The organism is Streptomyces sp. NPDC111656 (assembly GCF_055656965.1).
Genome location: NZ_JBVKCA010000010.1, coordinates 222745 through 244944, shown reverse-complemented (window position 1 = coordinate 244944; position 22200 = coordinate 222745). Strand labels below are relative to the sequence as shown.

Genomic DNA, 22200 nt, shown 5'->3' with positions numbered 1-22200 from the left:
GGTGACCGCATGCAGAAAGGGCCCCGTCATGGTGACGGGGCCCCTCTGGGTGGGGCTATGCGATCAGCCGCACTGGCACGGGTTGCCCGACTGGCACCCACACCCGCAGCCGGAGCCGCAGCCGCACGCGCCGAACAGCGGGAGGCTTTTGATGTCGGCGGGCTGGTCGGTGTCGCGGTCCAGGGTCGGGTCGGGCGTGGCGGGAGAATCGGCCATGGTGTCCTCCTCAATGAGGCCTCAATGAGGCATCGAGGCCGGGTGCCTACGCCTGTACGCCTAGGGGCCTAGGCGTAGGCGCGGGTACCTACCCCCATTGCATGCCCGCTCCCCTGGGCGCATCAACGGCGCACTGAGGCTCGCCCGCGCCCCCGGAGTGAGACGGCAGCCCCGGGTGCTCCCGGTCCTCAGGCGCCCTCGGCCCCCGTGACCGGCTGAATGTCGGGCTGGAGCTCGTCCGCGTGCTCGCCCGTCACCAGGTACACCACGCGCTTGGCCACCGACACCGCGTGGTCGGCGAAGCGCTCGTAGTAACGGCCCAGCAGGGTGACGTCGACGGCGGTCTCGATGCCGTGCTTCCAGCGGTCGTCCAGCAGGTGCTGGAAGAGCGTGCGGTGCAGCAGGTCCATCTCGTCGTCGTCCTGCTCCAGCTGGAGCGCCAGGTCGACGTCCTTCGTGATGATCACCTCGGCCGCCTTCGCCATCAGGCGCTGCGCGAGCTGACCCATCTCCAGGATCGTGGCGTGCAGGTCGTGCGGGATCGCACGCTCGGGGAAGCGCAGCCGGGCCAGCTTCGCCACGTGCTGGGCCAGGTCGCCGGAGCGCTCCAGGTCGGCGGACATGCGCAGCGAAGTGACGACGATACGCAGGTCCGTCGCCACCGGCTGCTGTCGGGCCAGCAGGGCTATCGCGCGGGCTTCGAGCTCGTGCTGGAGATCGTCGACCTTCTGGTCGGCCGCGATCACGCTCTCGGCCAGCTTCAGATCGGCGTCGAGGATGGCCGTCGTGGCGCGTCCGATCGCCGATCCGACGAGCCGGGCCATCTCGACCAGGCCGTCGCCGATCGAGTCAAGTTCCTCGTGGTACGCGTCACGCATCTGGTTTGTCCCTCTCTTACGTCAACCTTGGGGCCCGGGGGCCGGGCTGCCCTGACCGCCGGACGGACCGCCGGACGGGCCCCGTGAACCCCACGCTCCCACGTTCCGGCCCGTACGCGTCCGTTTCCGGCATCCCAAATGAACCATCCCTGGCTCCTGGGTGAACTCTGGGCGACGAGTGTTCGAGGTCGCACTCCGATGGCTGTGGCCTGGCGTGTCGACATGCCTAACCTGGGGGCATGGACGTGAACGCGGCGGTCGCCGCAGCGGCAGCGATCGCCGGAGTGCTCACCGGTGTCATCGCCATGCTGGCGTTCCGCTGGAGCGAGCGCGACCAGAAACGCCCCACCCGCACATCCCTGCACACGGACCCGGTGCTTCCGCCGGGCGTCGACACGGTGCTCTCCGTGCTCCGGTCCTCGGCCGTCGTCCTCGACGAGGCCGACGCCGTGGTCAAGGCCAGCTCGGCCGCGTACGCCCTCGGGCTCGTGCGCGGCGGCAAGCTCGCCGTCGAGCCGATGATGCAGATGGCCCGCGACACCCGTCGCGACGGGGAAATACGCCAGGTCGAGCTGGATCTGCCGAGGCGGGGGACCGGACGGGGGGAGGCACTGGCCGTCTCCGCGCGAGTCGCCCCGCTGGGCTCCCGGCTCGTGCTGCTCCTCGTCGAGGACCTCACCGAGGCCCGGCGGATCGAAGCGGTACGGCGCGACTTCGTCGCGAACGTCAGCCACGAGCTCAAGACGCCCGTCGGCGCGCTCTCCCTCCTGTCCGAGGCCGTCATGGACGCCTCGGACGACCCGGAGGCCGTCGAGCGCTTCGCCGGACGTATGCAGATAGAGGCCACCCGGCTCACCAACCTCGTCCAGGAGCTCATCGACCTGTCGAGGGTGCAGAACGACGATCCACTCGAGGACGCCGAGCCGGTCCGCGTGGACGAGCTGGTCGCCGAGGCCATCGACCGGTGCCGCCACCAGGCCGGCACCAAGCAGATCACCATGGCCGCCGGCGGCACCGCCGACCTGAGCATCTGGGGGAACCGGGGCCAGCTGGCCGCCGCCCTCGGCAACCTCGTCGAGAACGCCGTCAACTACTCGCCCGCCCGCACCCGGGTGGGCATAGCCGCGCGCCGGGTGACCGCGCCCGGCGGAGACCTCATCGAGATCGCCGTGACCGACCAGGGCATCGGCATCTCGGAGAAGGACCGGGAGCGCGTCTTCGAGCGCTTCTACCGCGTCGACCCGGCCCGTTCCCGCCAGACCGGCGGTACGGGTCTCGGTCTCGCGATCGTCAAGCACGTGGCCGCCTCGCACGGCGGGGAGGTCACCGTGTGGAGCTCCGAGGGTCAGGGCTCCACGTTCACCCTGCGGCTGCCTGAGGCGGCCGCGGCCCGCGACCGCGGGATCGACCACGACATGCCCGGACTCGACGATGAGGACGAGAACGGGCAGCCCGACGGGACGACCACCGTCACATCCCCGTATGAACCGCTTCCCGCTCCGGAGGTCCTTCCGTGACCCGTGTGCTCGTCGTCGAGGACGAGGAGTCCTTCTCCGACGCCCTGTCGTACATGCTCCGCAAGGAGGGCTTCGAGGTCGCCATCGCGACCACCGGGCCCGACGGACTCGACGAGTTCGAGCGCAACGGCGCCGACCTCGTCCTCCTCGACCTGATGCTGCCGGGGCTGCCCGGCACGGAGGTCTGCCGCCAGCTGCGCGGCCGCTCCAACGTCCCGGTGATCATGGTGACCGCCAAGGACAGCGAGATCGACAAGGTCGTCGGGCTGGAAATAGGAGCCGACGACTACGTCACCAAGCCCTTCTCCTCCCGCGAACTGGTCGCCCGCATCCGGGCCGTCCTGCGTCGCCGCGGGGAGCCGGAGGAGGTCACCCCGGCCGCTCTCGAGGCGGGTCCCGTCCGGATGGACGTCGACCGCCACGTGGTGACCGTCTCCGGCTCCAAGGTCGACCTGCCCCTGAAGGAGTTCGACCTCCTGGAGATGCTGCTCAGGAACGCGGGCCGCGTGCTGACCCGTATGCAGCTCATCGACCGGGTGTGGGGGGCCGACTACGTGGGCGACACCAAGACGCTGGACGTCCACGTGAAGCGTCTGCGCGCCAAGATCGAACCGGACCCGGGCGCGCCGCGATACCTGGTCACGGTGCGTGGCCTCGGTTACAAGTTCGAGCCGTAAACCGGCTCTGTCATTCGGAGGCAATACGGCGGCACGTACGACGCGACCACACGTGCGACAAAGGGCGGCACCCTTCGGGGTACCGCCCTTTGTGCGTGGTGGATCAGTGGCCGGCCGACGCAGAGGCCGTCGCGCTAGCCGAGGCCGCGTCGGTGGGAGTGCCGGTGGGCGTGCCCGAGACGGAGTCGGACGGCGAGGTCGAGGCCTTCGGCGACTTCGAGGAGGTCGCGGAGCCGGTGGCCGTCGCGCCGGGCGCCGCGGGCAGGGTGGTGGGGCCCCACTTGGTGAAGTAGCTCTCGGCCGGGACGACGAACGCGCGCAGCTTCACGTCACCGGTCTTGCTGAAGGTGAAGGTGATCGGCTGGGCGTTGCCGTCCTTGACGGCCGCGCCGGGGTTGCTCAGGGCCGCGGAGGCGTTGCCCTCGCCGCCCAGGATGACGTGGCCGCCGGCCGGGATGGTCAGCTTGCCGCCGCCCTTGGCGGGCGTGATCTGGGCGACGCCGTCGCCGCCGATCTTGACCGAGTCGAGGGTCTGCGGGGTGCGGCCGTTGTTGAAGACGGTCGCGGAGACCACCGCCGGGCCCGTGGACGTCGTGTCGGGCTGGGTGATGACGAGGACGTTCTGGATCTTGATGTCGCCGACGCTGGTCGCCGCGTTGTCCGGCTTGACCTCCAGCGTCTGTGCGTCGTTGCCGGCGCCGCACGCGGCGAGCGAGGCGATCGAGAACGCAATGGCGGCGGCGGCGAGAGCGCCGCGTCGAAGGCTGCTGCTCACGGCGGCGGCTACTCCTTGAACGTGGGCGAAGCAGAGCGGCTCCGGTGTAAAGCCGCCCTAAGGGTCTGTCAGCGGCCTTAGGTTACCGAGCCGTTCCCACGCCGCCGCACCCGACCCGCCCCTAGGCGCCCGCGAGCCCCGTTGCGCCGCTCGTGCGCCCCGGTCCTCGAGTGGTTCCGGTCCGCCTCATCAGCTACTTTGAGCTTCCGTTCGTCCACCATTCACATAAGCGGCTGTACGAGTTGCCGCGAGAGTAGTGACGAGATCCGCTTGGGGTTTTCCGGTAAGGAATCCGGGGCGGTCCGGAAAATTGATCATCGGTAGATCGGCGTGGTCCGTGATCAATTCCGGATTCGTCTCGTACCCGACTCCGCTCACCGAACGGAGTAGCGGAAGTCGAGCTCCTGGAGCGGGACAAACCGGGATGTTCAGACCCTGGTCAGGAACGTCCGGTGTGTGTAACGTACGCGTTTCTCCTGCCCTGGACAGCCGCTCCCACCTGCGAATACCCTCTTCCGCTCCCCCTTCGCAGCACGTTCCTGTCGCGGTTGTCAAGCCCCGAGATATGCCCTGACCTGCGAAAACGCCATTCAGAAGACGCCGTTTCCGTGTTACCCTGGATAGCCACGGAAGGGGTACCTGTCACATGACGTTCAAGGTTGGCGACACCGTGGTCTATCCCCATCACGGGGCCGCGCTGATCGAGGCCATCGAAACTCGCCAGATCAAAGGCGTGGACAAGACCTACTTGGTGCTGAAGGTCGCCCAGGGCGACCTGACGGTGCGTGTGCCAGCGGACAATGCGGAGTTCGTCGGCGTGCGTGATGTGGTCGGTCAGGATGGGCTGGACCGGGTCTTCGAGGTGCTGCGCGCGCCGTACGCCGAGGAGCCCACGAACTGGTCTCGTCGTTACAAGGCAAATCTGGAGAAGCTCGCCTCCGGCGATGTCATCAAGGTCGCGGAAGTCGTGCGTGACCTGTGGCGTCGTGAGCGCGAACGCGGACTCTCCGCCGGAGAGAAGCGGATGCTCGCCAAGGCCCGCCAGATCCTGGTGAGTGAGCTCGCCCTCGCGGAGAACACCAACGAGGACAAGGCCGAGGCCCTGCTCGACGAGGTTCTCGCGTCCTGACGCAGGCAGTCGAGACGGTGGCCGCTCACCCGGCGGTCGTCCCGGCGTCCACACAAGGCCGCACAGCTGCGCAATGAAATGCCGCGGTGCCCGATGACGTAATTGCTGTCGCTCCACACGATGGCTGTCGCCGGGCGCTGCGGCATGTTCGTACCCGCGCGATTTCGGAAACGCGTGGCCCCGAATACACCTGCGTCCCATGGAATACACCTGTGTCCCATGCGCTTGCGTCCCCGATGCCGCGTCGATACCCGCGTCCCCGATACTTGGCGTGCCGGGCCCGGACAGCTTGCTCGACCGGATGTCACGGAAGGGTCCGGTCAGGGCTCGCGCCCGGCACTGCCCCGAGCTCTCGGCTTCGCTCGAGCAAGGGGCACGCCCAGGCCATACCCAAGCACGCCGAGTACACAAACCTGACAGGAACCGATGTCTGACGATTCGCGCTCCTCGCTGTCCGGAGGCCGCACGGCGGCCGTGATTCCGGCCGCCGGACGGGGCGTGCGCCTCGGTCCAGGCGCCCCCAAGGCGCTTCGCGCGCTGAACGGTACCCCCATGCTCATCCACGCGGTGCGCGCCATGGCCGCCTCCCGCGCGGTGTCGCTGGTCGTCGTCGTGGCCCCGCCCGACGGTGCCGCCGAGGTGAAGGCGCTGCTCGACACGCACGCGCTGCCCGAGCGCACGGACTTCCTCGTCGTCCCCGGCGGGGACAGCCGTCAGGAGTCCGTGAAGTACGGGCTCGACGCGCTGCCCCCCGGCGTCGACATCGTCCTCGTGCACGACGCGGCCCGCCCGCTCGTGCCGGTGGACACGGTCGACGCCGTCATCGAGGCCGTACGCGACGGCGCGCCCGCCGTCGTACCCGCGCTGCCGCTCGCGGACACCGTCAAGCAGGTCGAGCCGGCGAGCGAGCCGGGGATGCCGGAGCCCGTCGTCGCCACGCCCGAGCGGGCGCGGCTGCGGGCCGTGCAGACGCCGCAGGGGTTCGACCGCGCCACCCTCGTCCGCGCCCACGAGACCGTCACCGACAACGTGACCGACGACGCGAGCATGGTCGAGCAGCTCGGGGAGCGGGTGGTGGTCGTGCCGGGGCACGAGGAGGCGTTCAAGGTGACGCGTCCCCTGGACCTCGTCCTCGCGGAGGCGGTCCTCGCGCGCAGGAGGGCCAACGATGGCTTCTGAGTCGCACGCGCCGGTGCCCTTCGTGCTGCCGCAGGTCGGCATCGGTACCGACATCCACGCCTTCGAAGAGGGGCGGGAGCTGTGGTGCGCCGGGCTGCTGTGGGAGGGCGAGGGGCCGGGGCTCGCGGGGCACTCCGACGCGGACGTCGTCGCGCACGCCGCCTGCAACGCGCTGTTCTCGGCGGCGGGGATCGGTGACCTCGGCGCCCACTTCGGGACCGGGCGGCCCGAGTGGTCCGGCGCGTCCGGGGTCACGCTGCTGACGGAGGCCGCGCGGATCGTCCGCGCGGCCGGCTTCACCGTCGGCAACGTCGCCGTCCAGGTCGTCGGGCCCCGCCCGAAGATCGGGAAGCGACGGGACGAGGCGCAGAAGATCCTCTCCGAGGCGGTCGGGGCACCGGTGTCGGTCTCCGGCGCCACGACGGACGGCCTCGGCTTCCCGGGCCGCGACGAGGGCCTGATGGCGATCGCCACGGCCCTGGTGGCCCGCACGCCCTGACGCGCGTCGGCCCCGACCTCACCCCCGGTGCCGGTGGGGTCGAGAGGCCGGTGGCCGCGCGCAGATGTCACGAATAAGTCCTCCTTGCGAGGGAAGGTCGCGGGGCACTCCCCGTGGCCCACTACCCTGGAGTGGTGACCATTCGCCTGTACGACACCAGCGCCCGGCTGATCCGTGACTTCTCCCCGCTCAAGCCGGGTTGTGTCTCGATCTACCTGTGTGGTGCCACCGTGCAGGCCGCACCGCACATCGGGCACATCCGCTCGGGCCTCAACTTCGACATCATGCGCCGCTGGTTCGACTACCGCGGGTACGACGTCACGTTCATCCGCAACGTGACCGACATCGACGACAAGATCATCACCAAGTCGGCGGACCAGGGCCGCCCTTGGTGGTCGATCGGGTACGAGAACGAGCGCGCGTTCAACGACGGGTACGCAGTGCTCGGCTGCCTGCCGCCCACCTACGAGCCGCGGGCCACCGGGCACATCACCGAGATGGTGGAGATGATGCGCGGGCTCATCGAGCGCGGGCACGCCTACGAGGCGGACGGGAACGTCTACTTCGACGTGCGGTCCTTCCCCGGGTACCTCCAGCTGTCCAACCAGGAGCTGGACAACCTCCAGCAGCCGTCCGGCGTCGGCGAGACCGGCAAGCGGGACCCGCGCGACTTCGCCATGTGGAAGTCCGCGAAGCCGGGCGAGCCGAGCTGGGAGACGCCGTGGGGACGGGGTCGGCCCGGCTGGCACCTGGAGTGCTCCGCCATGGCCCACAAGTACCTGGGCCCCGCGTTCGACATCCACGGCGGCGGGATCGACCTGATCTTCCCGCACCACGAGAACGAGATCGCGCAGGCCAAGGCCTTCGGCGACGAGTTCGCCATGTACTGGGTGCACAACGCCTGGGTCACCATGAGCGGCGAGAAGATGTCCAAGTCCCTGGGCAACTCCGTACTCGTCTCCGAGATGGTCAAGACGTGGCGTCCGATCGTGCTGCGCTACTACCTCGGCACCCCGCACTACCGCTCGATGATCGAGTACAGCGAAGAGGCCCTGCGCGAGGCCGAGTCGGCGTTCGCGCGCATCGAGGGCTTCGTGCAGCGGGTCGTCGAGAAGGCGGGGGGCGTCGTCGAGCCCGCCGCCGAGGTGCCGCCGGCCTTCGCCGAGGCCATGGACGACGACCTGGGCGTCCCGCAGGCGCTCGCCATCGTGCACACGACCGTGCGACAGGGGAATTCGGCCCTGGCCGCCGACGACAAGGAAGCCGCCGTCGCCCGCCTCGCCGAGGTGCGGGCCATGCTCGGCGTCCTCGGGCTCGACCCGCTCGACGAGCAGTGGGCCGGCGAGGGCGACCGCGGCGAGGATCTGCACGGCGTCGTCGACACCCTCGTCCGGATGGTCCTCGACCAGCGCGAGGCCGCCCGCACCCGCAAGGACTGGGCCACCGCGGACGCCATCCGCGACCAGCTCAACCAGTCCGGTCTGGTCATCGAGGACGGCCCGCAGGGGCCGCGCTGGACGCTCGGCCCCCGCTGAGCGGGCCCCCTCGGGCCCTCCGCAGGGTCTTCTCGGGGCCTCTCGGCCTTGATCGATTGTGCCGCCCGGGCCTCCGGGCGGCACACTGCATATACGACACCTCAAGAACGTACGCACGCTCGCCTCACACAGACAGGTAGGTCATGGCCGCTAACAACCGCCGCATGTCCGGCAAGAAGGGCGCGCAGGTCGGCAGTGGCGGCCAGCGACGCCGGGGCCTGGAAGGCAAGGGCCCCACCCCGCCCGCCGAGATGCGCAAGGGGCACAAGAAGAACCGCATCGCGGGCGCCAAGGCGAAGCAGGTCGCACGCCGTCCCGTCCCGCGCGGGCGCGGCGGCAAGGGCACCTCCGAGATGGTCGTCGGACGCAACTCGGTCGTGGAGGCGCTGCGCGAGGGCGTGCCCGCGTCGATGCTGTACGTGCAGCAGTTCATCGACAACGACGAGCGAGTGCGCGAGGCGCTCCAGCTCGCCGGTGAGCGCGGCGGCATCCACCTCATGGAGGCCCCGCGCCCCGAGCTCGACCGCATGACCAACGGGCTCAACCACCAGGGTCTCGTCCTCCAGGTCCCGCCGTACGAGTACGCGCACCCCGAGGACCTCGCGGCCGCCGCGTACGACGAGGGCCAGGACCCGCTGATCGTCGCCCTCGACGGCGTGACCGACCCCCGGAACCTGGGCGCCGTCGTCCGTTCCGTCTCGGCCTTCGGCGGCCACGGCGTCGTCGTGCCCGAGCGGCGCGCGGCCGGCATGACCGCCGGTGCCTGGAAGACGTCGGCCGGCGCCGCCGCCCGTACGCCCGTCGCCCGCGCCGCCAACCTGACGCGGGCCCTTGAGTCGTACAAGAAGGCCGGGCTCGTCGTGGTCGGACTCGCCGCGGACGGCGAGGTCGAGGTCGGTGATCTGGAGGCCCTCGGCGGTCCCGTCGTCATCGTCGTCGGCAGCGAGGGCAAGGGACTGTCCCGACTGGTCGGCGAGACCTGCGACTTCCGGGTGCGGATTCCGATGCCGGGCGGCACCGAGTCGCTGAACGCCGGTGTCGCGGCGGGAGTTGTGCTGTACGAGGCCTCACGCCGACGCGTCTGAACAGACGTCCGAACGGATATCTGAACAGGTGTTTGAGCAGACGTCTGAGTGAGTCACCCCCGTGGGGCAGTTGGGATGTTCGGGATGACCTTGACGCGGTCCGGACAGATCGGCGCAGTCAAGGCAGTGTCCTAAACACACATCACTCGGTTAGATGAGTGTGGACACCAGAACACCCCGCACACCCACGGGGGACCGCTCGTCGGGATTCGACGACGCTCCCGCGCTGAGCATGGTGAAGGTGCCGAGCGATCCGGCGCAGGTCATCGTCAATCATGCGAGCTTCCGCGTGCAGCTAGGCGGCGCGACGCGGACCCCATCCTCGCGCGTCGCACGGCACTTGGGCGCCGACGACACCGCGCGGATCCCCGTCGTCGGTACGGCGGGCAGAGCGGGCGGCCCGGTCGCCGGGGCCCGCCGCCGCGCACCCGTCGTCTGGAGCGGGCGGTCCGACCCCGACGACACCGGCGCCCACCGCCTCCTGCAGGCCGTGCGCAGCACCAGCGTGCGCCACGGTGTCGCGGACCCGACGGGCGACGCCGGCGCCACCCGGGTCATCCCTCGCGTCGACGAACACCTTGGCTACGCGGACGAACACCAGGGCTACGCGGGCGACTTGACCGTCGAAACGGTCGAGACGCCCCTCGTCGGCAGCCAGCGCGGCCACGACCACGACTCCGCGGGGACCCGGCTGCTGCCGAACATGCGCAGCGTGGACAGCGCGTACGACGAACCGCGCTACACGGGCGGGCAGTTCGCGGCGGAGAACCCCGACGACTACGGCGACGACGGCGACACACCGGCCAGGCGGCACGGCTCGGACCCGGTCCGGCACGCCTACTACCCCGGGCGCCGGATGAACCTCGGCGTGGTGCTGCTCCCGCTCCGCGTCTTCCTCGGCTTCATCTCCATCTACGCCGGCATGGGCAAGCTCTGCGACCCCGTCTACTTCGACGGCGGCAAGCGCGGCTCCATGGTCAAGTGGCTGAACACGCTGCACCCTTGGGACGTCGCCGAGCCGCTGCGGCAGCTCGCGCTCCAGCACCCCGTCGGCTCCGGACTCGTCATCGCCTTCCTCCAGGTCATCGTGGGCGTCCTCACGGTGTTCGGGCTGTGGCAGCGGGTCGCCGCCGTGGTCGGCGCGATGCTGTCGGCCGCGCTCATCGTCACCGTCAGCTGGAAGACGGTCCCCGCGTACGACGCGCCGGACATCATCTACCTCGCCGCCTGGTCGCCGCTGATCATCGCGGGCGCGCCCGTCTACTCCGTCGACGGACGCCTCGCGAGCGAGGCCTGGCGCACGCTCGGGCCCCGCGCCGACATCTGGGACCTGCGGCACCGGGTGCTGCGCCGCGGCGCGCTCGTCTCGGCCGTCGTCGTCGGCCTCACGCTCCTCATCGGCTCGCTCCTCGGCGGCGCCGTCCGTGACGCCGACCGGGTGGTCGTGCCGGGACCGGGCGAGGCCCCGCGCAACGAACTGCCCGGTTCCCCGCTTCCCGAGGAGCCCGGCACGCCCCAGCACAAGACCACCACTCCTTCGGCGTCGGCCAAGGCGCCCACCCACGGCAGTTCCTCCTCGCCGTCGGGCGCGGCCACCACGCCGGGCGCCGCGGTCCGTGAGACGGGCGGCACGGTCACCAGCGGCCCCAGCCAGACCCAGGGCACCGGCCAGGCCCCGCCCCAGCAGTCCTCGCCGGTCCACCAGGCCCCGAGCACCAGCGCAGGCCCGACGTCCAGCGGCGGCAGCTCCAGCACCGGTGGCAGCGGCTCGGGCGGCGGCACCTCCTCCGGCGGTTCGAGCGGCGGCAGCAGCGGCGGCGGTGGTGGCGGCACCTCCGGCGGCTCGGACAAGCTGGTCGGCGGTCTCCTCGGGTAACGCGTCACGCCCCCCGGCCGTACGAGGACGGGCCCCGCACATCTGATGTGCGGGGCCCGTCCTCGTACGGCCGGAAAGGGGCTCTCAGCCCTCGTGCTGCCAGGAAGGGGCTTCTCAGCCCTCGTGCTGCCGGAAGGGGGCTCTCAGCGTCCCAGGGCCGCGAGTTCCTTCGCCGCCTCCGTGAGGTCCTTCGCGGTGTCGATGGCGCGCCAGTAGGCGCCCTGCGGGAGCGGGAAGCCGGCCAGACGGCGTTCGCGGGCCAGGTGCGGGAACGTGGTGCGCTCGTGGTCGCCGCGCTCGGGGAGCAGGTCGGCGAACTCGGCGGAGAAGACGTAGACGCCCGCGTTGATCTCGTACGTGGTCGGCGGGGACTCGATGAAGTCCGTGACGCGTCCGAAGCCGTCGGTCTTGACGGCGCCCCACGGGATGCGCGGACGGGCGAGGGCGAGGGTCGCGACGGCGTCGCGCTCGGTGTGGAAGTCCGCCATGTCGCGCAGCGAGAAACGGGTCCAGATGTCGCCGTTCGTCGCGTACCAGGGCTTGTCCGGGTGCGGGAGGTGCGCGGCGGCGTACTTCAGGCCGCCGCCCCGGCCGAGCGGTTCCGTCTCGACGACCGTCGTGATGTTGACCGGGAGGTCGGCCGAGTCCAGCCACTTCTGGAGGACCTCGGCGAGGTGGCCGCAGGAGACGACGACGTCGGTGACGCCCTCCTCGGCGAGCCAGGTCAGCTGGTGACCGATGATCGGGGTCCCGGTGCCGGGGATCTCGACCATCGGCTTGGGCCGGTCGTCGGTGTAGGGACGCAGTCGGGAGCCCTGACCACCGGCCAGGACAACGGCTTGAACGGGGCGTGACGCGGCGTTCGGATGGGTCATGCCCGAACTGTACGTGGCGCCCCGCTCACGGCTTCTGTCGGCAACCGTTCCCTTAAGCAGCTGTTACCTGACAGAACAGGTGGGGCCGGTGGGGCTCAGAGATGCGTGGCCGCGACCCCCGATGCGAAGGACGTGTCGCAGACAGGGCGCGCGAAGGCCTGGGCGCGCGTCGGGCCGTACGCGCGGACCGCGGCGCGGCCGAGGGCGCGGGCGATGGAGACGCAGTGCTTGGCGAGCGACGGGCGGCCGTTCACGGCCTCCTGGAGGTGAGTGAGGGCGACGCCCGGGTTCTTCTCCTGGAGCTCCAGCAGGAGCCGGTCGCGCAGCACGTCCTGCGGGGCACGGGAGACGGCATGCGAGGAGACGTCCGAGGAGGAGGCGGTGAGCACCGAGTCCGAGGAGTTCCCCGACCAGTTGACTCGGGTGACCGCCAGGGTCCCGGAGAGCACCAGGACGACAGGCAGAACGAGGGCGAGGGTGCGACCGATCCGGCGCGCGGGGCCACGGCCACGCCGGGTCCGTTGGTTAGTGGTGGAGTGCTTCACGCGAGTGAGGGTAGCGCGGGGTGATGATTTGGCGACATTTAGTAATCAGTTCGAGGGATAGGAGAACGGCTTTCGCTGGGTGGTGGGTTGACGTACAGGGATCGAAATGACCGGCTTGCCGGGGTATTTGTCGACAACGAAGAGGGCCCCACAGCAAGCTGTGGGGCCCTCTTCGTCACCTTGGGTGAATTCGACCGCGGCGCGGTTTTCGTCCGCCCGATTTGCTTTTCGTGGTGATCGGGGCGATCAGTCGGAGAGGCGCTCGCCCGTGGAGGTCGAGAAGACGTGGGTCTCGCCCGGCCGCGGCACGACGTGCAGCGTGGCGCCCTTGTCCGGGACCGCGCGGCCGCTGACGCGGACGACCAGGTCCGTGAGCTTGTCGTCGACCTTGGCGCTGCCGTAGACGTAGCCGTCGGCGCCGAGCTCCTCGACGACGTTCACCGAGACGGCGAGGCCGGCCGGGGCGTCCGCGCTGTCCTTGGACAGCGACTTGGCGGCTTCGCCGTTGTGCTCGACGATGTCGAAGTGCTCCGGGCGGATGCCGACCGTGACGGTGCGGTCGCCCTTGTCCGCGGCGGCCTTCAGGGCCTCGCGGTTCACCGGCACGACGGAGTTGCCGAACTTCACGCCGCCGTCCGTGATCGGGACCTCGACGAGGTTCATGGCGGGGGAGCCGATGAACCCGGCGACGAACAGGTTCGCGGGGCGGTCGTACATGTTGCGCGGCGAGTCGACCTGCTGGAGCAGACCGTCCTTGAGTACGGCCACGCGGTCGCCCATGGTCATGGCCTCGACCTGGTCGTGGGTGACGTACACGGTGGTGATGCCGAGGCGGCGCTGCAGCGAGGCGATCTGCGTACGGGTCGAGACGCGGAGCTTGGCGTCGAGGTTCGACAGCGGCTCGTCCATCAGGAAGACCTGGGGTTCACGCACGATGGCGCGGCCCATCGCGACACGCTGGCGCTGACCGCCGGAGAGGGCCTTCGGCTTGCGGCCGAGGTACTCGGTGAGGTCGAGGATCTTCGCCGCGTCCTCGACCTTCTGGCGGATCTCGGCCTTCGGGACACCGGCGATCTTGAGCGCGAAGCCCATGTTGTCGGCGACCGTCATGTGCGGGTAGAGCGCGTAGTTCTGGAACACCATCGCGATGTCCCGGTCCTTGGGCGGCAGGTGCGTGACGTCGCGGTCACCGATGTGGATCGAGCCGGCGTTGACGTCCTCGAGACCCGCGAGCATGCGCAGGGAGGTGGACTTTCCACAGCCGGAGGGGCCGACGAGGACGAGGAACTCGCCGTCCGCGACGTCGAGCTCGAGCTGATCGACGGCGGGCTTGTCGCCACCCGGGTAGATGCGGGTCGCCTTGTTGAACGAGACAGTGGCCATGGTGAGGGGCCCCCTTCACCGGCAGGAACGTGCCGGACGATCCGTTGTAAAGGTGGTGTCCACCGCGAAGCCTTCGCGGTGGTGTAGTCCACAAGAGTGAACTGGCTCAGGACGGTACCTGGCGTTCACCTGGTCTGTCAGTAGCCAGGGGGCTGTGAACTTCGCGGAAATTTTCGAGAGGGCGCGGGTGGGGCATGGGTACACTGCACGGGCACACGCGTGCAGGCCTCCTTAGCTCAGCTGGTCAGAGCGCCGCTCTTGTAAAGCGAAGGTCGTCGGTTCGAATCCGACAGGGGGCTCCAACAGCGTAAACAACACGGGCTTCCCGCGGCGATGCCCGTGCTTTTCCCTGCCATGCCCCGCTTTACGGCCTTACCCTGTTGGGCACCATCAGGGTGCCGCGCCAGCTGTGTGGAGGTAACGGGGTGAGAGGGCGCAGTCCGGATCGGGTCCGCAACGAGCTCATTGTCTCCATCGTGGACGCGTTGCAGGGGTCGGCCACGGTGAGCCAGGGGAGCAGCCGCGAGGTCTGGCGGGATCTGCTGGCCGGTGAACTGGCCGCGCCCGTGGAACCCTTCGGCGGGGAGCGGCTGCGGCCGTGGCTGTTACAGGTGGTGAAGGAGTGCACCGCCGTCGGTGACGGCCTGGCCTGCCTGGTGCGGTCGCTGGAGTACGTGGAACAGCAGTCGGCGACGGTGGCCGAGCTGTGGCCGCTCGTGGACGAGTGGGAGGCCGTCGACTTCTTCAACAACGCCGATCTCGGTCACCTGCGGCCCGTCCTGCTGGCGATGGGCTCCACGGATCTGGCCGTCATGGCGCGCCGAGCGAGCCGGTCCCGGGTCCAGGAGCTGCCCGGGTGGTGCCAGACGGGGTGGCAGGTCTTTCTGCGGCTGGCGGGTGAGAACTCCCCGGCGGGTGAACTCCCGCCCAGCATGGCCTTCCTGGCGCTGTCGGCCGATCGGCTGATGGAGGACGGCCAGTCGGAGGCCGCCGAGGTACTGCGCCGCTTCAACCGCACCCAGACTCTCGCCCTGGGCATGGAGGGCCTGCTGGCGGACTGGCAGCACTCGGACTTTCCGCAGCCCGCGCCCTCCCTCGTCCCCGCGTATCTGATGATCCAGTTCGAGCCGGACCGCATCGAGCCGGACAGGTACTACCTCTCGCACTGGCGTCAGTCCGACTCCGAGGGCTGGCATCCCGTGCGCGGCGAGACCGTCCACCTGGGCCGGGAGGAGCTCCCGGGCGCGGTGGAGCGGCTGATAGAGGAGGCCGAGGAGAAGTGGGCCGACCTGCGGCAGCCGGTGATCCTGGAGTTCATCCTGCCCTGGGAGCTGCTCAACGAGCCCGTGGAGTGGTGGTCGAAGGAGTCCGGCTCCGAGGCCCCGACCCCGCTGGTCATGGACTATCCGGTGGTGGTGCGCAGCATCGAGCGCCTGCAGCGGGCCGCCTGGCACCGGCCCTGGCACCACAAGTGGCGGCAGCTGCGGGAGCGCCCGGCGGACAGCCACCCGCACTGGAGCAGCCCGGCCGAGGACGAGGCGTACTTCTTCCATCTGGAGCGTGAGTTGAAGGAGGACCGGCACGCGGTGTGCCTGGTGCTCAGCCAGCCCCCGGGCGACGAGTCGGGCACCGGCCGCCGCGAGGTCCTCGCCGGGCTGCGGGCCGGGGTGCCCGCGATGATCTGGCACCGCAACGACTGCGGGGACCCGAAATTCAAGGACGCCATCGGCGAGATACTCCAGGATCGAGGGCTGGGCAGCCTGGCGGAACGGGTCGGGGAGTGGCGCAAGGACGCGCTGGCCCTCGGCCCCGGGGCGTGGGACCTGCACGTGGGTCGCCATCTGGCCATTCTGCTCGACGACCCCGAGCGCAAGCCGAGTCCGCCCGGACCGGTGTAGGTCATCATGCGCCCATGGCCCGGAAGGGGCCTCCGACCGGCGCGCGGAGGCGGATGGCACACGGTCTTGCACACGCGGACACCGACTGTCAGGCTATTGAAGAGACAGCGCCACCGGCTGTCCCCAGGGGGCAAGTACCACCCGGCGATTGACTTTCGGACCCTTCTACCGTCTCCTGTGGCCTGCCATGTTGCACCGCAAGCAGACCACTGCCAGGCTTGGCACGTGGATGTCACGCATGCCCGCGGACTGCGGGACTCCTCCTCGGTGCTCCCTCCGTCGTCGGGCATGACCGGACGTTCTGAGGGCGCTTATGCAGTGTGACGACGGTCCACGACCACCATCCGCATCGGCATCGGTATCCGCATCGGCATCGGCTTCTGACGAGGCGTCACTCGACGTTGTGTCGCGCGCCCTGCGTGGCCTCGGACGGGCTTCTTCCGCGGACCGCTCGGACGTGCCGCCGGACGTACTGCTCGTGGTCGACGACTACGTGACCATGCGGGTCTGGGACGAGACGGTCACCCGACTGGCCGACGAACTCGCCCGCCAGGAGGCGCTGGGCCCGATCATCCGCTTACGGCTGCTGAGTTCGGACGACACCGAGCCGGGCCGGATCCGTCTGGAGCACCTGCCCCCGTCCGTGGGTGAACACCGGGTGGTGCTGGTGCTGACCGACGGGCTGGCCGCGGGCTGGCGTTCGGACGCGGTGCTGCCGCTGCTGCGCGAACTCGGCCGCTCCGAGGCCCTCGCGGTCATGCACCTGCTGCCCCAACGGCTCTGGTTCCGTACCGGCTTGGACGTCTACCGCATGCGCCTGCGCTCCGGGCACCCCTGGGCGCCCAACGACTCCCTGGGCTGGGAGCTGCGCACCTCTCCCCTCGAACCGGTGGACGACGACCCGGCGGCACGGGCCGGCGTGGTGCCCGTCCCGGTCCTGGAGCGGACCGGTCACTCCCTCACCGGCTGGGTCGACCTGGTGACGGGCCGGGCCTCGGAAGGCGTGGAGATGTCGGGCGTGCGGGCCCGTGACTGGAAGCGGCGGCCGGACGCCGCGCGTGCCGTGCCCTGGGTCGACGACGTGCCCGACCCCGCCAGCGCGGTACCTCCGTGGGAGCGCGTCTCGGAGTTCCGGGCCGCCGCCTCGCCCACAGCGTTCGCGCTGGCCAGCCGCCTCGCGGCGGCTCCTCTGACGCTGCCCGTCATGAGCGCCCTGACGGCCTCGGTGCCGGGTGCCGGACCCGCCCACCTCACCGAGCTGCTGATGAGTGGACTGGTGCGGCCCGCGGGCGCGGAGGCCGAACGCGCGGCCGACGTGGTCTTCGCCTTCGGCCCGAACATCCGCCAGGAGTTATTGGCGCTGGCCCGCCGCCGGGACACCGTCCGGGTGCTGCACGACGTACGGGTGCTGATGGCGGTCCCGGAGGGCTCCGACCCGGTCCTGCCCGCCGCCGACGAACTCCTCGAGACGACCGACGTGCCGCCCGTGACCCCGCGGAACGTGGCGTTCCTGCGCATCGAACTGGCCGCGCTGCGCGCCCTGTCCGGACGCTTCCTGCCCCCGGCCGAGCGTCTCGCGCGGGCACTGCGCGCGTACGACCTGCAGAACACGGTCAACCTGGGCAAGGACGCACGTACCCATACGCGGCACCTGGACCCTGCCACCCGGGCCCACCGGGATGCCGCACACGCCCCGAGGGGGCCCGAGACAACTTCAAAAGGAGCCACGAACATGGCCACCACGCAGCAGCCCACGGTGGAGAACGCGCGTTCGGCGCAGCCGCGCATCTGGGGGAACATCCCTCCGCGCAACCCGAACTTCACCGGCCGTGTGGACCTTCTGGAGCGACTGAGCGAGCGCCTTCGGGAAGGCACGACCACCGTGCTGCCCGAGGCCATCCACGGCATGGGTGGTGTCGGGAAGACCCAGATGGCGATCGAATACGCGTACAGGCATCAGTCCGAGTACGACATCGTCTGGTGGATTCCCGCCGAGCGCCCCGGCCAGATCGGCCAGGCCCTGGTGGAACTCGCCCAGCGGCTCGGCCTGGGCACCAGCGCCGAGGCCAACATCGCCGGACCCGCGGTGCGCGAGGCGCTGCGCGAGGGGCGGCCGTACTCGCGCTGGCTGCTGATCTTCGACAACGCCGACAGTCCCGAACGCGTCCGCGACTACTTCCCCACCGGCGGCAGCGGCACCATCCTCGTCACCTCCCGCAACCGGCGCTGGAGCGTCGTGGGTCCCTCCCTGGAGGTCGATGTCTTCACCCGGGAGGAGAGCAAGGAGCTGCTGCGGCGTTCGGGTTCCCCCGGGGACCTCGACGACGCCGAGGCGGACCGCCTCGCCGATGCCCTCGGGGACCTCCCGCTCGCGCTGGAACAGGCCGCCGCCTGGCGTGCGGAGACGGGGATGCCGGTATCGGAGTACCTGCGCCTGTTCGAGGACAAGCGCAGTGAACTCCTTGAGGTGTCACCGCCGCCGGACTACCAGCTTCCGGTCGCGGCCGCGTGGAACGTCTCGCTGGACCACTTGGAGACGCGCAGCCTCGCCGCGCTGCGGCTGCTCCAGCTCTGCTCGTACTTCGCGCCGGACCCCATCTCCCGTTCGATTTTCTCCGGCCTCGGCGGTTCCAGCATCGACCCCGAACTCGACCGGGCCCTCAACGACCCGATGCGGCTCGCCCGCGCCATTCGGGAGATCAACCGCTACTCTCTCGCCCGCATCGACCACCGGACCAACTCGATCGAGATGCACCGCCTGGTGCAGGCCGTGCTGATCAACCGCATGACCCCCGAGGAACAGAACCGCATGCGCAATGGCGCCCACACCCTTCTGGCCGCCTCCGACCCCAAGGGACCCAACCAGTCCGCCAACTGGCCGCGCTACGCCGAGCTCTACGGCCATGTCATCGCGTCGGGCGCCGTCGAGTCCGACCAGCCGTGGGTGCGCGAGCTCGTGATGAACGTCGCCAAGTACCTCTGGTACTGGGGGGATCACAAGGTCGCCCGTGAGTTCTCGGAGCAGGCCTGGGAGGTGTGGCAGCGGCTGTTCGGGGAGGAGGACCAGCAGACGCTTCTGATGGGTTGGTGGCTGGGCTTCCTGTACCTGATGGTCGGGCGCTACGACGACGCCTCCCGGCTCGTGGCCCAGCTCAGGGCCGTCTACGACCGCACCGCGCCCGCGAACCAGGAGGACACGCGCGAGGACGCACTGGTGGCGCTGAACCTCGAAGCCGCGGTACGCCGCCACCAAGGGGACTTCGGTGCCGGTGCCGAACTGGACGAGATGGCCTATGAGCGTGCTCGGCGCGCCTTCGGCGAGGACGACCCCACCACGCTGGTCACCGCTCACAACCTCGGGGTGAGCCTCCGGCTGGTCGGCGAGTTCCAGCGCGCGCTGGAACTGGACCGGCACACGCACGCGATGAAGACACGGCTGTTCGGCCGCGATCACCAGCAGGCACTGGTGACCGAGGCGAGCGTCGCCGTCGACGTGCGCGAGACGGGTGACTACGTCGGCGCGCGGTCGCTGCAGCAGGCGGTCGTCGACGGCTACCGGGCGGCCTTCGGAGCCGGTAACCCCACGACTCTGCGGACCGTGCGGCAGCTGAGCGAGGCCTGCCGCAAGGAGGGCGACCACACCACCGCGCTGGAACTGGCGCGCGACACGTTCGACCAGTTCACCCGCCGTTACGGCGACACGCACCCGGAGTCCCTGACCGCCGCGCTCGCCCTGTCGGTGGCGTTGCGGCAGAACGGTCAGCTGGAGGCCGCCAGGGAGCGCGGCGAGAAGGCCGGCGAACGCTTCCGCACCATCTACCAGCACGACCACCCCCATGTCCTGGCTGCCGACGTCGACCTGGCGGTGACGCTGCGGCTGCTGGGACGGGCGCAGGAGGCCAGGCAACTCGACGAGGCGGCGCTGGAGTCGCTGACCGGGCGCCTCGGGGAGAGCCATCCGATCGTGTTGGCCTGTGCCATCAACCTGGCGAGCGATCTGAGTGCGCTGGGGCGGGTGGAGGAAGCCCGCGAACTCGGCGAGAAGACCGTTGCGTTGTGCCGGACGCGGCTGGGCGAGGACCACCCGACCACGTTGGTGGGTGCGGCGAACCTCTCCCTGGACCTCGTCGCCCTCGGGGAAGAGGCGGCGGGCGAGGCGCTGCGCGCGGACACCCTGAGCCGTATGGAGAGGGTCCTGGACGGGCCCCGCCTCAGGTCCGCCGAGTCCGCTCCCCACCCGGCGACCGTGCAGGCCCGCGCCAGGAAGCGGACCGACTGCGACATCGACCCGATGCCGATGTGACCGTCCCGGTCAGGCCGGAGCCGAGCCGAGCCAGGTGGCGAGGCGGATGGGGTCCGGTGGGGTGTCCGTGACCTGCCGCAGGGAGCGGTGCACCGCTCGCGCCCGTTCGGGGTGGTGGCACAGCAGGTGGGCCGCCGTCGGTTCGGTGTCCGCCGCGGCGAGGGCACGGCCGAGGCCGGCCCAGGCTCCGGCCCGGTCGGGTTGCGCGGCCAGGTCCGCCAGGTAGGCGTGCCGGGCCGCCGTGGCGTCGCCCGCGGCCAGGAGGGCGTCGCCGGCCAGTGCTCCGGTGACGCGGGCCGCGGCCTTCTCGGGCCAGTCGGGCGAGGGCCGGTCGTCGTTCGTGTCGTTGAGGCGGTAGCGGACGAGCATCGCCAGGCTGTCCAGCCAGCGCGCCGAGGGATCGGGCACGACCTCGGGCTCGGCGGCCAGGGCACCGGGCGGGCCGCTCGCCCCGTCCAGCCAGGCGCGTACGGCCGCGTCGACCGCAGGCGCGGCGGGCCGCAGGTGGTGTGCCCGCCAGCGCGCGACGTGGTCGTCGGTGCACAACCGGGCCAGGGCCCGTTGCTCCTCGGGAACCGGCTCCGCCAGCCACTGCGCGCAGTGGTCGCGCAGCGTGTCCAGCAGGGCCGTGCCGAGCGGTGTGAAGCGCGGATGCCGGTGGATCTGCTCCATCGCCGTCGCCACATGGGTCCGCCACAGCGCGAACTCGAACTGCGCCATGGCGGTCTGCGCGGCTGCGGCCGTGCGGTGCGCGCGCCAGAAGCGGGTGATCCCCACAAACGCGTAAATGCCTTGCAGCAGCCCCCCAAGAGGCCGGGGATCGTCCCGCCAAGGCGCGTACCACAGCTCCGTACCTCCGTCGGAGCCGTCCGTCAGCAGGGGCGTCAGATGGAGCAGTCCGCCCAGTTTGGTGTGCTGGAACTCATGCACGAGGGTGACGGCCAGTTCGATGGCGTCGTCCGGTTCCGAGGCCTCGATGCCCCCGAAGGCCTCCCCAGCTGTCACACTGCGTGGCCGAAACCTTTCCCTGGCCGCTGTCGGCGTCAGCGAGAACACGCTCCGCCGCATCGCCTCCGCCGTGTCGGTCTGCTCTCTCAGCAACACCGCCCAGGCCCGCTCCAGCAGTTGCCCCCAGTGCGCGGCGGCCTCCTCGGACAGGGGACGCGGCTCGGTCGGCTGCGGATACGTCCGGTACGGATCCACGTCGTCCAGCGCGATCTCGAGCCGTCCGCCTGCCGGGCCGACCGTCAGCCGGCGCACCGGATGCCACCCCGCTCCCGCCGAACCGAACGGGAGCGGTATCACGACCCCGGCCCCGGACGCTTCCACCACGGCGCGCCCGGCCTCGGCCCGCACGGTGGCCGTCGTCCATGGTTCGGTCGTGGGCAGCACCGCACAGCCCAGGGTCGGCAAGGGCACCCGGCCGTGCCGCACCGGCACCTCGATGCCGAAGTCCAGCTCCGCGCGTAGCGCTGCCGCCGCAGCGAGCGCCGAGAAGTGGCCGAGCACCACCCATGGCGGCGGCTCCGCCTCGGACGCCGTCCCCCGCAGCCGGTGCAGCGCGGTGGCCAGCCACATGCCCGTCTGCGGATACATGAGCAGGTCGTCGACAAGGGCGGGCGCGCGTTGCTGCGCCTGGCTGAGGAGGTCCCACGCGGGGCCGAGATCCGTGGCGTCGTCGAGCATCCTCAGCAACAGCAGACGACGGCTGCGTTCGGCCCCGAGCAAAGAGGTGAGGGTGGCGGGGCCGCCCTCACCACGGACCAGTTCGGCCAGGCTGTCCGGCGGCAGGCGATGATGCGGCAGGGACGGCTCAGCACTCACGAGCGA

17 protein-coding genes and 1 tRNA gene are annotated in these 22200 nt (G+C 70.5%); 11 read left to right on the top strand and 7 right to left on the bottom strand.

The window, feature by feature from the left end:
• Positions 1-63: 63 nt before the first annotated feature.
• Positions 64-216 (bottom strand): hypothetical protein, encoded by a 153-nt coding sequence (locus tag ACZ7M3_RS28705; RefSeq protein WP_167552125.1) that lies wholly within the window; start codon positions 214-216, stop codon positions 64-66.
• A 188-nt stretch (positions 217-404) separates the two neighbouring features.
• Positions 405-1094: a phosphate signaling complex protein PhoU gene (phoU, locus tag ACZ7M3_RS28700; RefSeq protein WP_095853937.1), complete on the bottom strand. Its 690-nt coding sequence runs from the start codon at positions 1092-1094 to the stop codon at positions 405-407.
• A 239-nt stretch (positions 1095-1333) separates the two neighbouring features.
• Between phoU and phoR the strand changes: the two genes are divergently transcribed.
• Together phoR and phoP are read left to right on the top strand one after the other, a co-directional pair.
• The gene (gene phoR, locus ACZ7M3_RS28695) at positions 1334-2611 is read left to right on the top strand and encodes a two-component system sensor histidine kinase PhoR (protein WP_054232435.1); all 1278 of its coding nucleotides are present in this window, start codon (positions 1334-1336) and stop codon (positions 2609-2611) included.
• 5 nt (positions 2612-2616) lie between these two features.
• Positions 2617-3288 carry a two-component system response regulator PhoP gene (gene phoP / locus ACZ7M3_RS28690; RefSeq protein ID WP_010985401.1) on the top strand — a complete coding sequence of 224 codons (672 nt, stop codon included), beginning with the start codon at positions 2617-2619 and terminating at the stop codon, positions 3286-3288.
• Positions 3289-3391: 103 nt separating this feature from the next.
• Here phoP and ACZ7M3_RS28685 read toward each other — a convergent pair whose 3' ends face one another.
• Positions 3392-4063: a copper chaperone PCu(A)C domain-containing protein gene (locus ACZ7M3_RS28685; RefSeq protein ID WP_472066768.1), complete on the bottom strand. Its 672-nt coding sequence runs from the start codon at positions 4061-4063 to the stop codon at positions 3392-3394.
• A gap of 646 nt (positions 4064-4709) precedes the next feature.
• On the opposite strand from ACZ7M3_RS28685, the gene ACZ7M3_RS28680 reads away from it, so the two are divergent.
• From ACZ7M3_RS28680 to ACZ7M3_RS28655, 6 genes are all read left to right on the top strand, one after another.
• A complete protein-coding gene (locus ACZ7M3_RS28680) occupies positions 4710-5192 on the top strand; it encodes a CarD family transcriptional regulator (protein ID WP_003953493.1) in 483 nt (160 codons plus the stop codon).
• A gap of 426 nt (positions 5193-5618) precedes the next feature.
• Positions 5619-6371 carry a 2-C-methyl-D-erythritol 4-phosphate cytidylyltransferase gene (ispD, locus tag ACZ7M3_RS28675; RefSeq protein WP_095853940.1) on the top strand — a complete coding sequence of 251 codons (753 nt, stop codon included), beginning with the start codon at positions 5619-5621 and terminating at the stop codon, positions 6369-6371.
• Positions 6361-6870, top strand: coding sequence for a 2-C-methyl-D-erythritol 2,4-cyclodiphosphate synthase (gene ispF / locus ACZ7M3_RS28670; protein ID WP_452964269.1), 510 nt, complete (start codon positions 6361-6363; stop codon positions 6868-6870). Before ispD ends, ispF begins: the two co-directional genes overlap by 11 nt.
• Positions 6871-7004: 134 nt before the next feature.
• A complete protein-coding gene (cysS, locus tag ACZ7M3_RS28665; protein ID WP_452964272.1) occupies positions 7005-8405 on the top strand; it encodes a cysteine--tRNA ligase in 1401 nt (466 codons plus the stop codon).
• A 143-nt stretch (positions 8406-8548) separates the two neighbouring features.
• Complete coding sequence (rlmB, locus tag ACZ7M3_RS28660; protein WP_095853943.1) at positions 8549-9490, top strand: 23S rRNA (guanosine(2251)-2'-O)-methyltransferase RlmB; 942 nt, start codon at positions 8549-8551, stop codon at positions 9488-9490.
• A 154-nt stretch (positions 9491-9644) separates the two neighbouring features.
• Positions 9645-11366 carry a DoxX family protein gene (locus ACZ7M3_RS28655; RefSeq protein WP_472066765.1) on the top strand — a complete coding sequence of 574 codons (1722 nt, stop codon included), beginning with the start codon at positions 9645-9647 and terminating at the stop codon, positions 11364-11366.
• Positions 11367-11509: 143 nt separating this feature from the next.
• Here the strand turns inward: ACZ7M3_RS28655 and ACZ7M3_RS28650 are convergent, their stop codons facing one another.
• From ACZ7M3_RS28650 to ACZ7M3_RS28640, 3 genes are all read right to left on the bottom strand, one after another.
• The gene (locus ACZ7M3_RS28650; RefSeq protein ID WP_054232442.1) at positions 11510-12241 is read right to left on the bottom strand and encodes a nucleotidyltransferase family protein; all 732 of its coding nucleotides are present in this window, start codon (positions 12239-12241) and stop codon (positions 11510-11512) included.
• A 95-nt stretch (positions 12242-12336) separates the two neighbouring features.
• The gene (locus tag ACZ7M3_RS28645) at positions 12337-12786 is read right to left on the bottom strand and encodes a hypothetical protein (protein WP_095853945.1); all 450 of its coding nucleotides are present in this window, start codon (positions 12784-12786) and stop codon (positions 12337-12339) included.
• 246 nt (positions 12787-13032) lie between these two features.
• Positions 13033-14169 (bottom strand): ABC transporter ATP-binding protein, encoded by a 1137-nt coding sequence (locus ACZ7M3_RS28640; RefSeq protein WP_351307901.1) that lies wholly within the window; start codon positions 14167-14169, stop codon positions 13033-13035.
• 225 nt (positions 14170-14394) lie between these two features.
• On the opposite strand from ACZ7M3_RS28640, the gene ACZ7M3_RS28635 reads away from it, so the two are divergent.
• From ACZ7M3_RS28635 to fxsT, 3 genes are all read left to right on the top strand, one after another.
• Positions 14395-14471 (top strand) — tRNA-Thr (locus tag ACZ7M3_RS28635).
• A 174-nt stretch (positions 14472-14645) separates the two neighbouring features.
• A complete protein-coding gene (locus ACZ7M3_RS28630) occupies positions 14646-16067 on the top strand; it encodes a VMAP-C domain-containing protein (RefSeq protein ID WP_351307904.1) in 1422 nt (473 codons plus the stop codon).
• A gap of 457 nt (positions 16068-16524) precedes the next feature.
• Positions 16525-20370, top strand: coding sequence for an FxSxx-COOH system tetratricopeptide repeat protein (fxsT, locus tag ACZ7M3_RS28625; RefSeq protein ID WP_472066762.1), 3846 nt, complete (start codon positions 16525-16527; stop codon positions 20368-20370).
• 9 nt (positions 20371-20379) lie between these two features.
• Here the strand turns inward: fxsT and ACZ7M3_RS28620 are convergent, their stop codons facing one another.
• Complete coding sequence (locus ACZ7M3_RS28620) at positions 20380-22194, bottom strand: HEXXH motif domain-containing protein (RefSeq protein ID WP_472066760.1); 1815 nt, start codon at positions 22192-22194, stop codon at positions 20380-20382.
• Positions 22195-22200: the final 6 nt, after the last annotated feature.

What these genes read in the sequence shown, in the direction of transcription:
- ACZ7M3_RS28705 (WP_167552125.1), bottom strand. Translation starts at nt 216, where the DNA reads ATGGCCGATTCTCCCGCCACGCCCGACCCGACCCTGGACCGCGACACC.
- phoU (WP_095853937.1), bottom strand. Translation starts at nt 1,094, where the DNA reads ATGCGTGACGCGTACCACGAGGAACTTGACTCGATCGGCGACGGCCTG.
- phoR (WP_054232435.1), top strand. Translation starts at nt 1,334, where the DNA reads ATGGACGTGAACGCGGCGGTCGCCGCAGCGGCAGCGATCGCCGGAGTG.
- ACZ7M3_RS28680 (WP_003953493.1), top strand. Translation starts at nt 4,710, where the DNA reads ATGACGTTCAAGGTTGGCGACACCGTGGTCTATCCCCATCACGGGGCC.
- ispD (WP_095853940.1), top strand. Translation starts at nt 5,619, where the DNA reads ATGTCTGACGATTCGCGCTCCTCGCTGTCCGGAGGCCGCACGGCGGCC.
- ispF (WP_452964269.1), top strand. Translation starts at nt 6,361, where the DNA reads ATGGCTTCTGAGTCGCACGCGCCGGTGCCCTTCGTGCTGCCGCAGGTC.
- rlmB (WP_095853943.1), top strand. Translation starts at nt 8,549, where the DNA reads ATGGCCGCTAACAACCGCCGCATGTCCGGCAAGAAGGGCGCGCAGGTC.
- ACZ7M3_RS28655 (WP_472066765.1), top strand. Translation starts at nt 9,645, where the DNA reads ATGAGTGTGGACACCAGAACACCCCGCACACCCACGGGGGACCGCTCG.
- ACZ7M3_RS28650 (WP_054232442.1), bottom strand. Translation starts at nt 12,241, where the DNA reads ATGACCCATCCGAACGCCGCGTCACGCCCCGTTCAAGCCGTTGTCCTG.
- ACZ7M3_RS28640 (WP_351307901.1), bottom strand. Translation starts at nt 14,169, where the DNA reads ATGGCCACTGTCTCGTTCAACAAGGCGACCCGCATCTACCCGGGTGGC.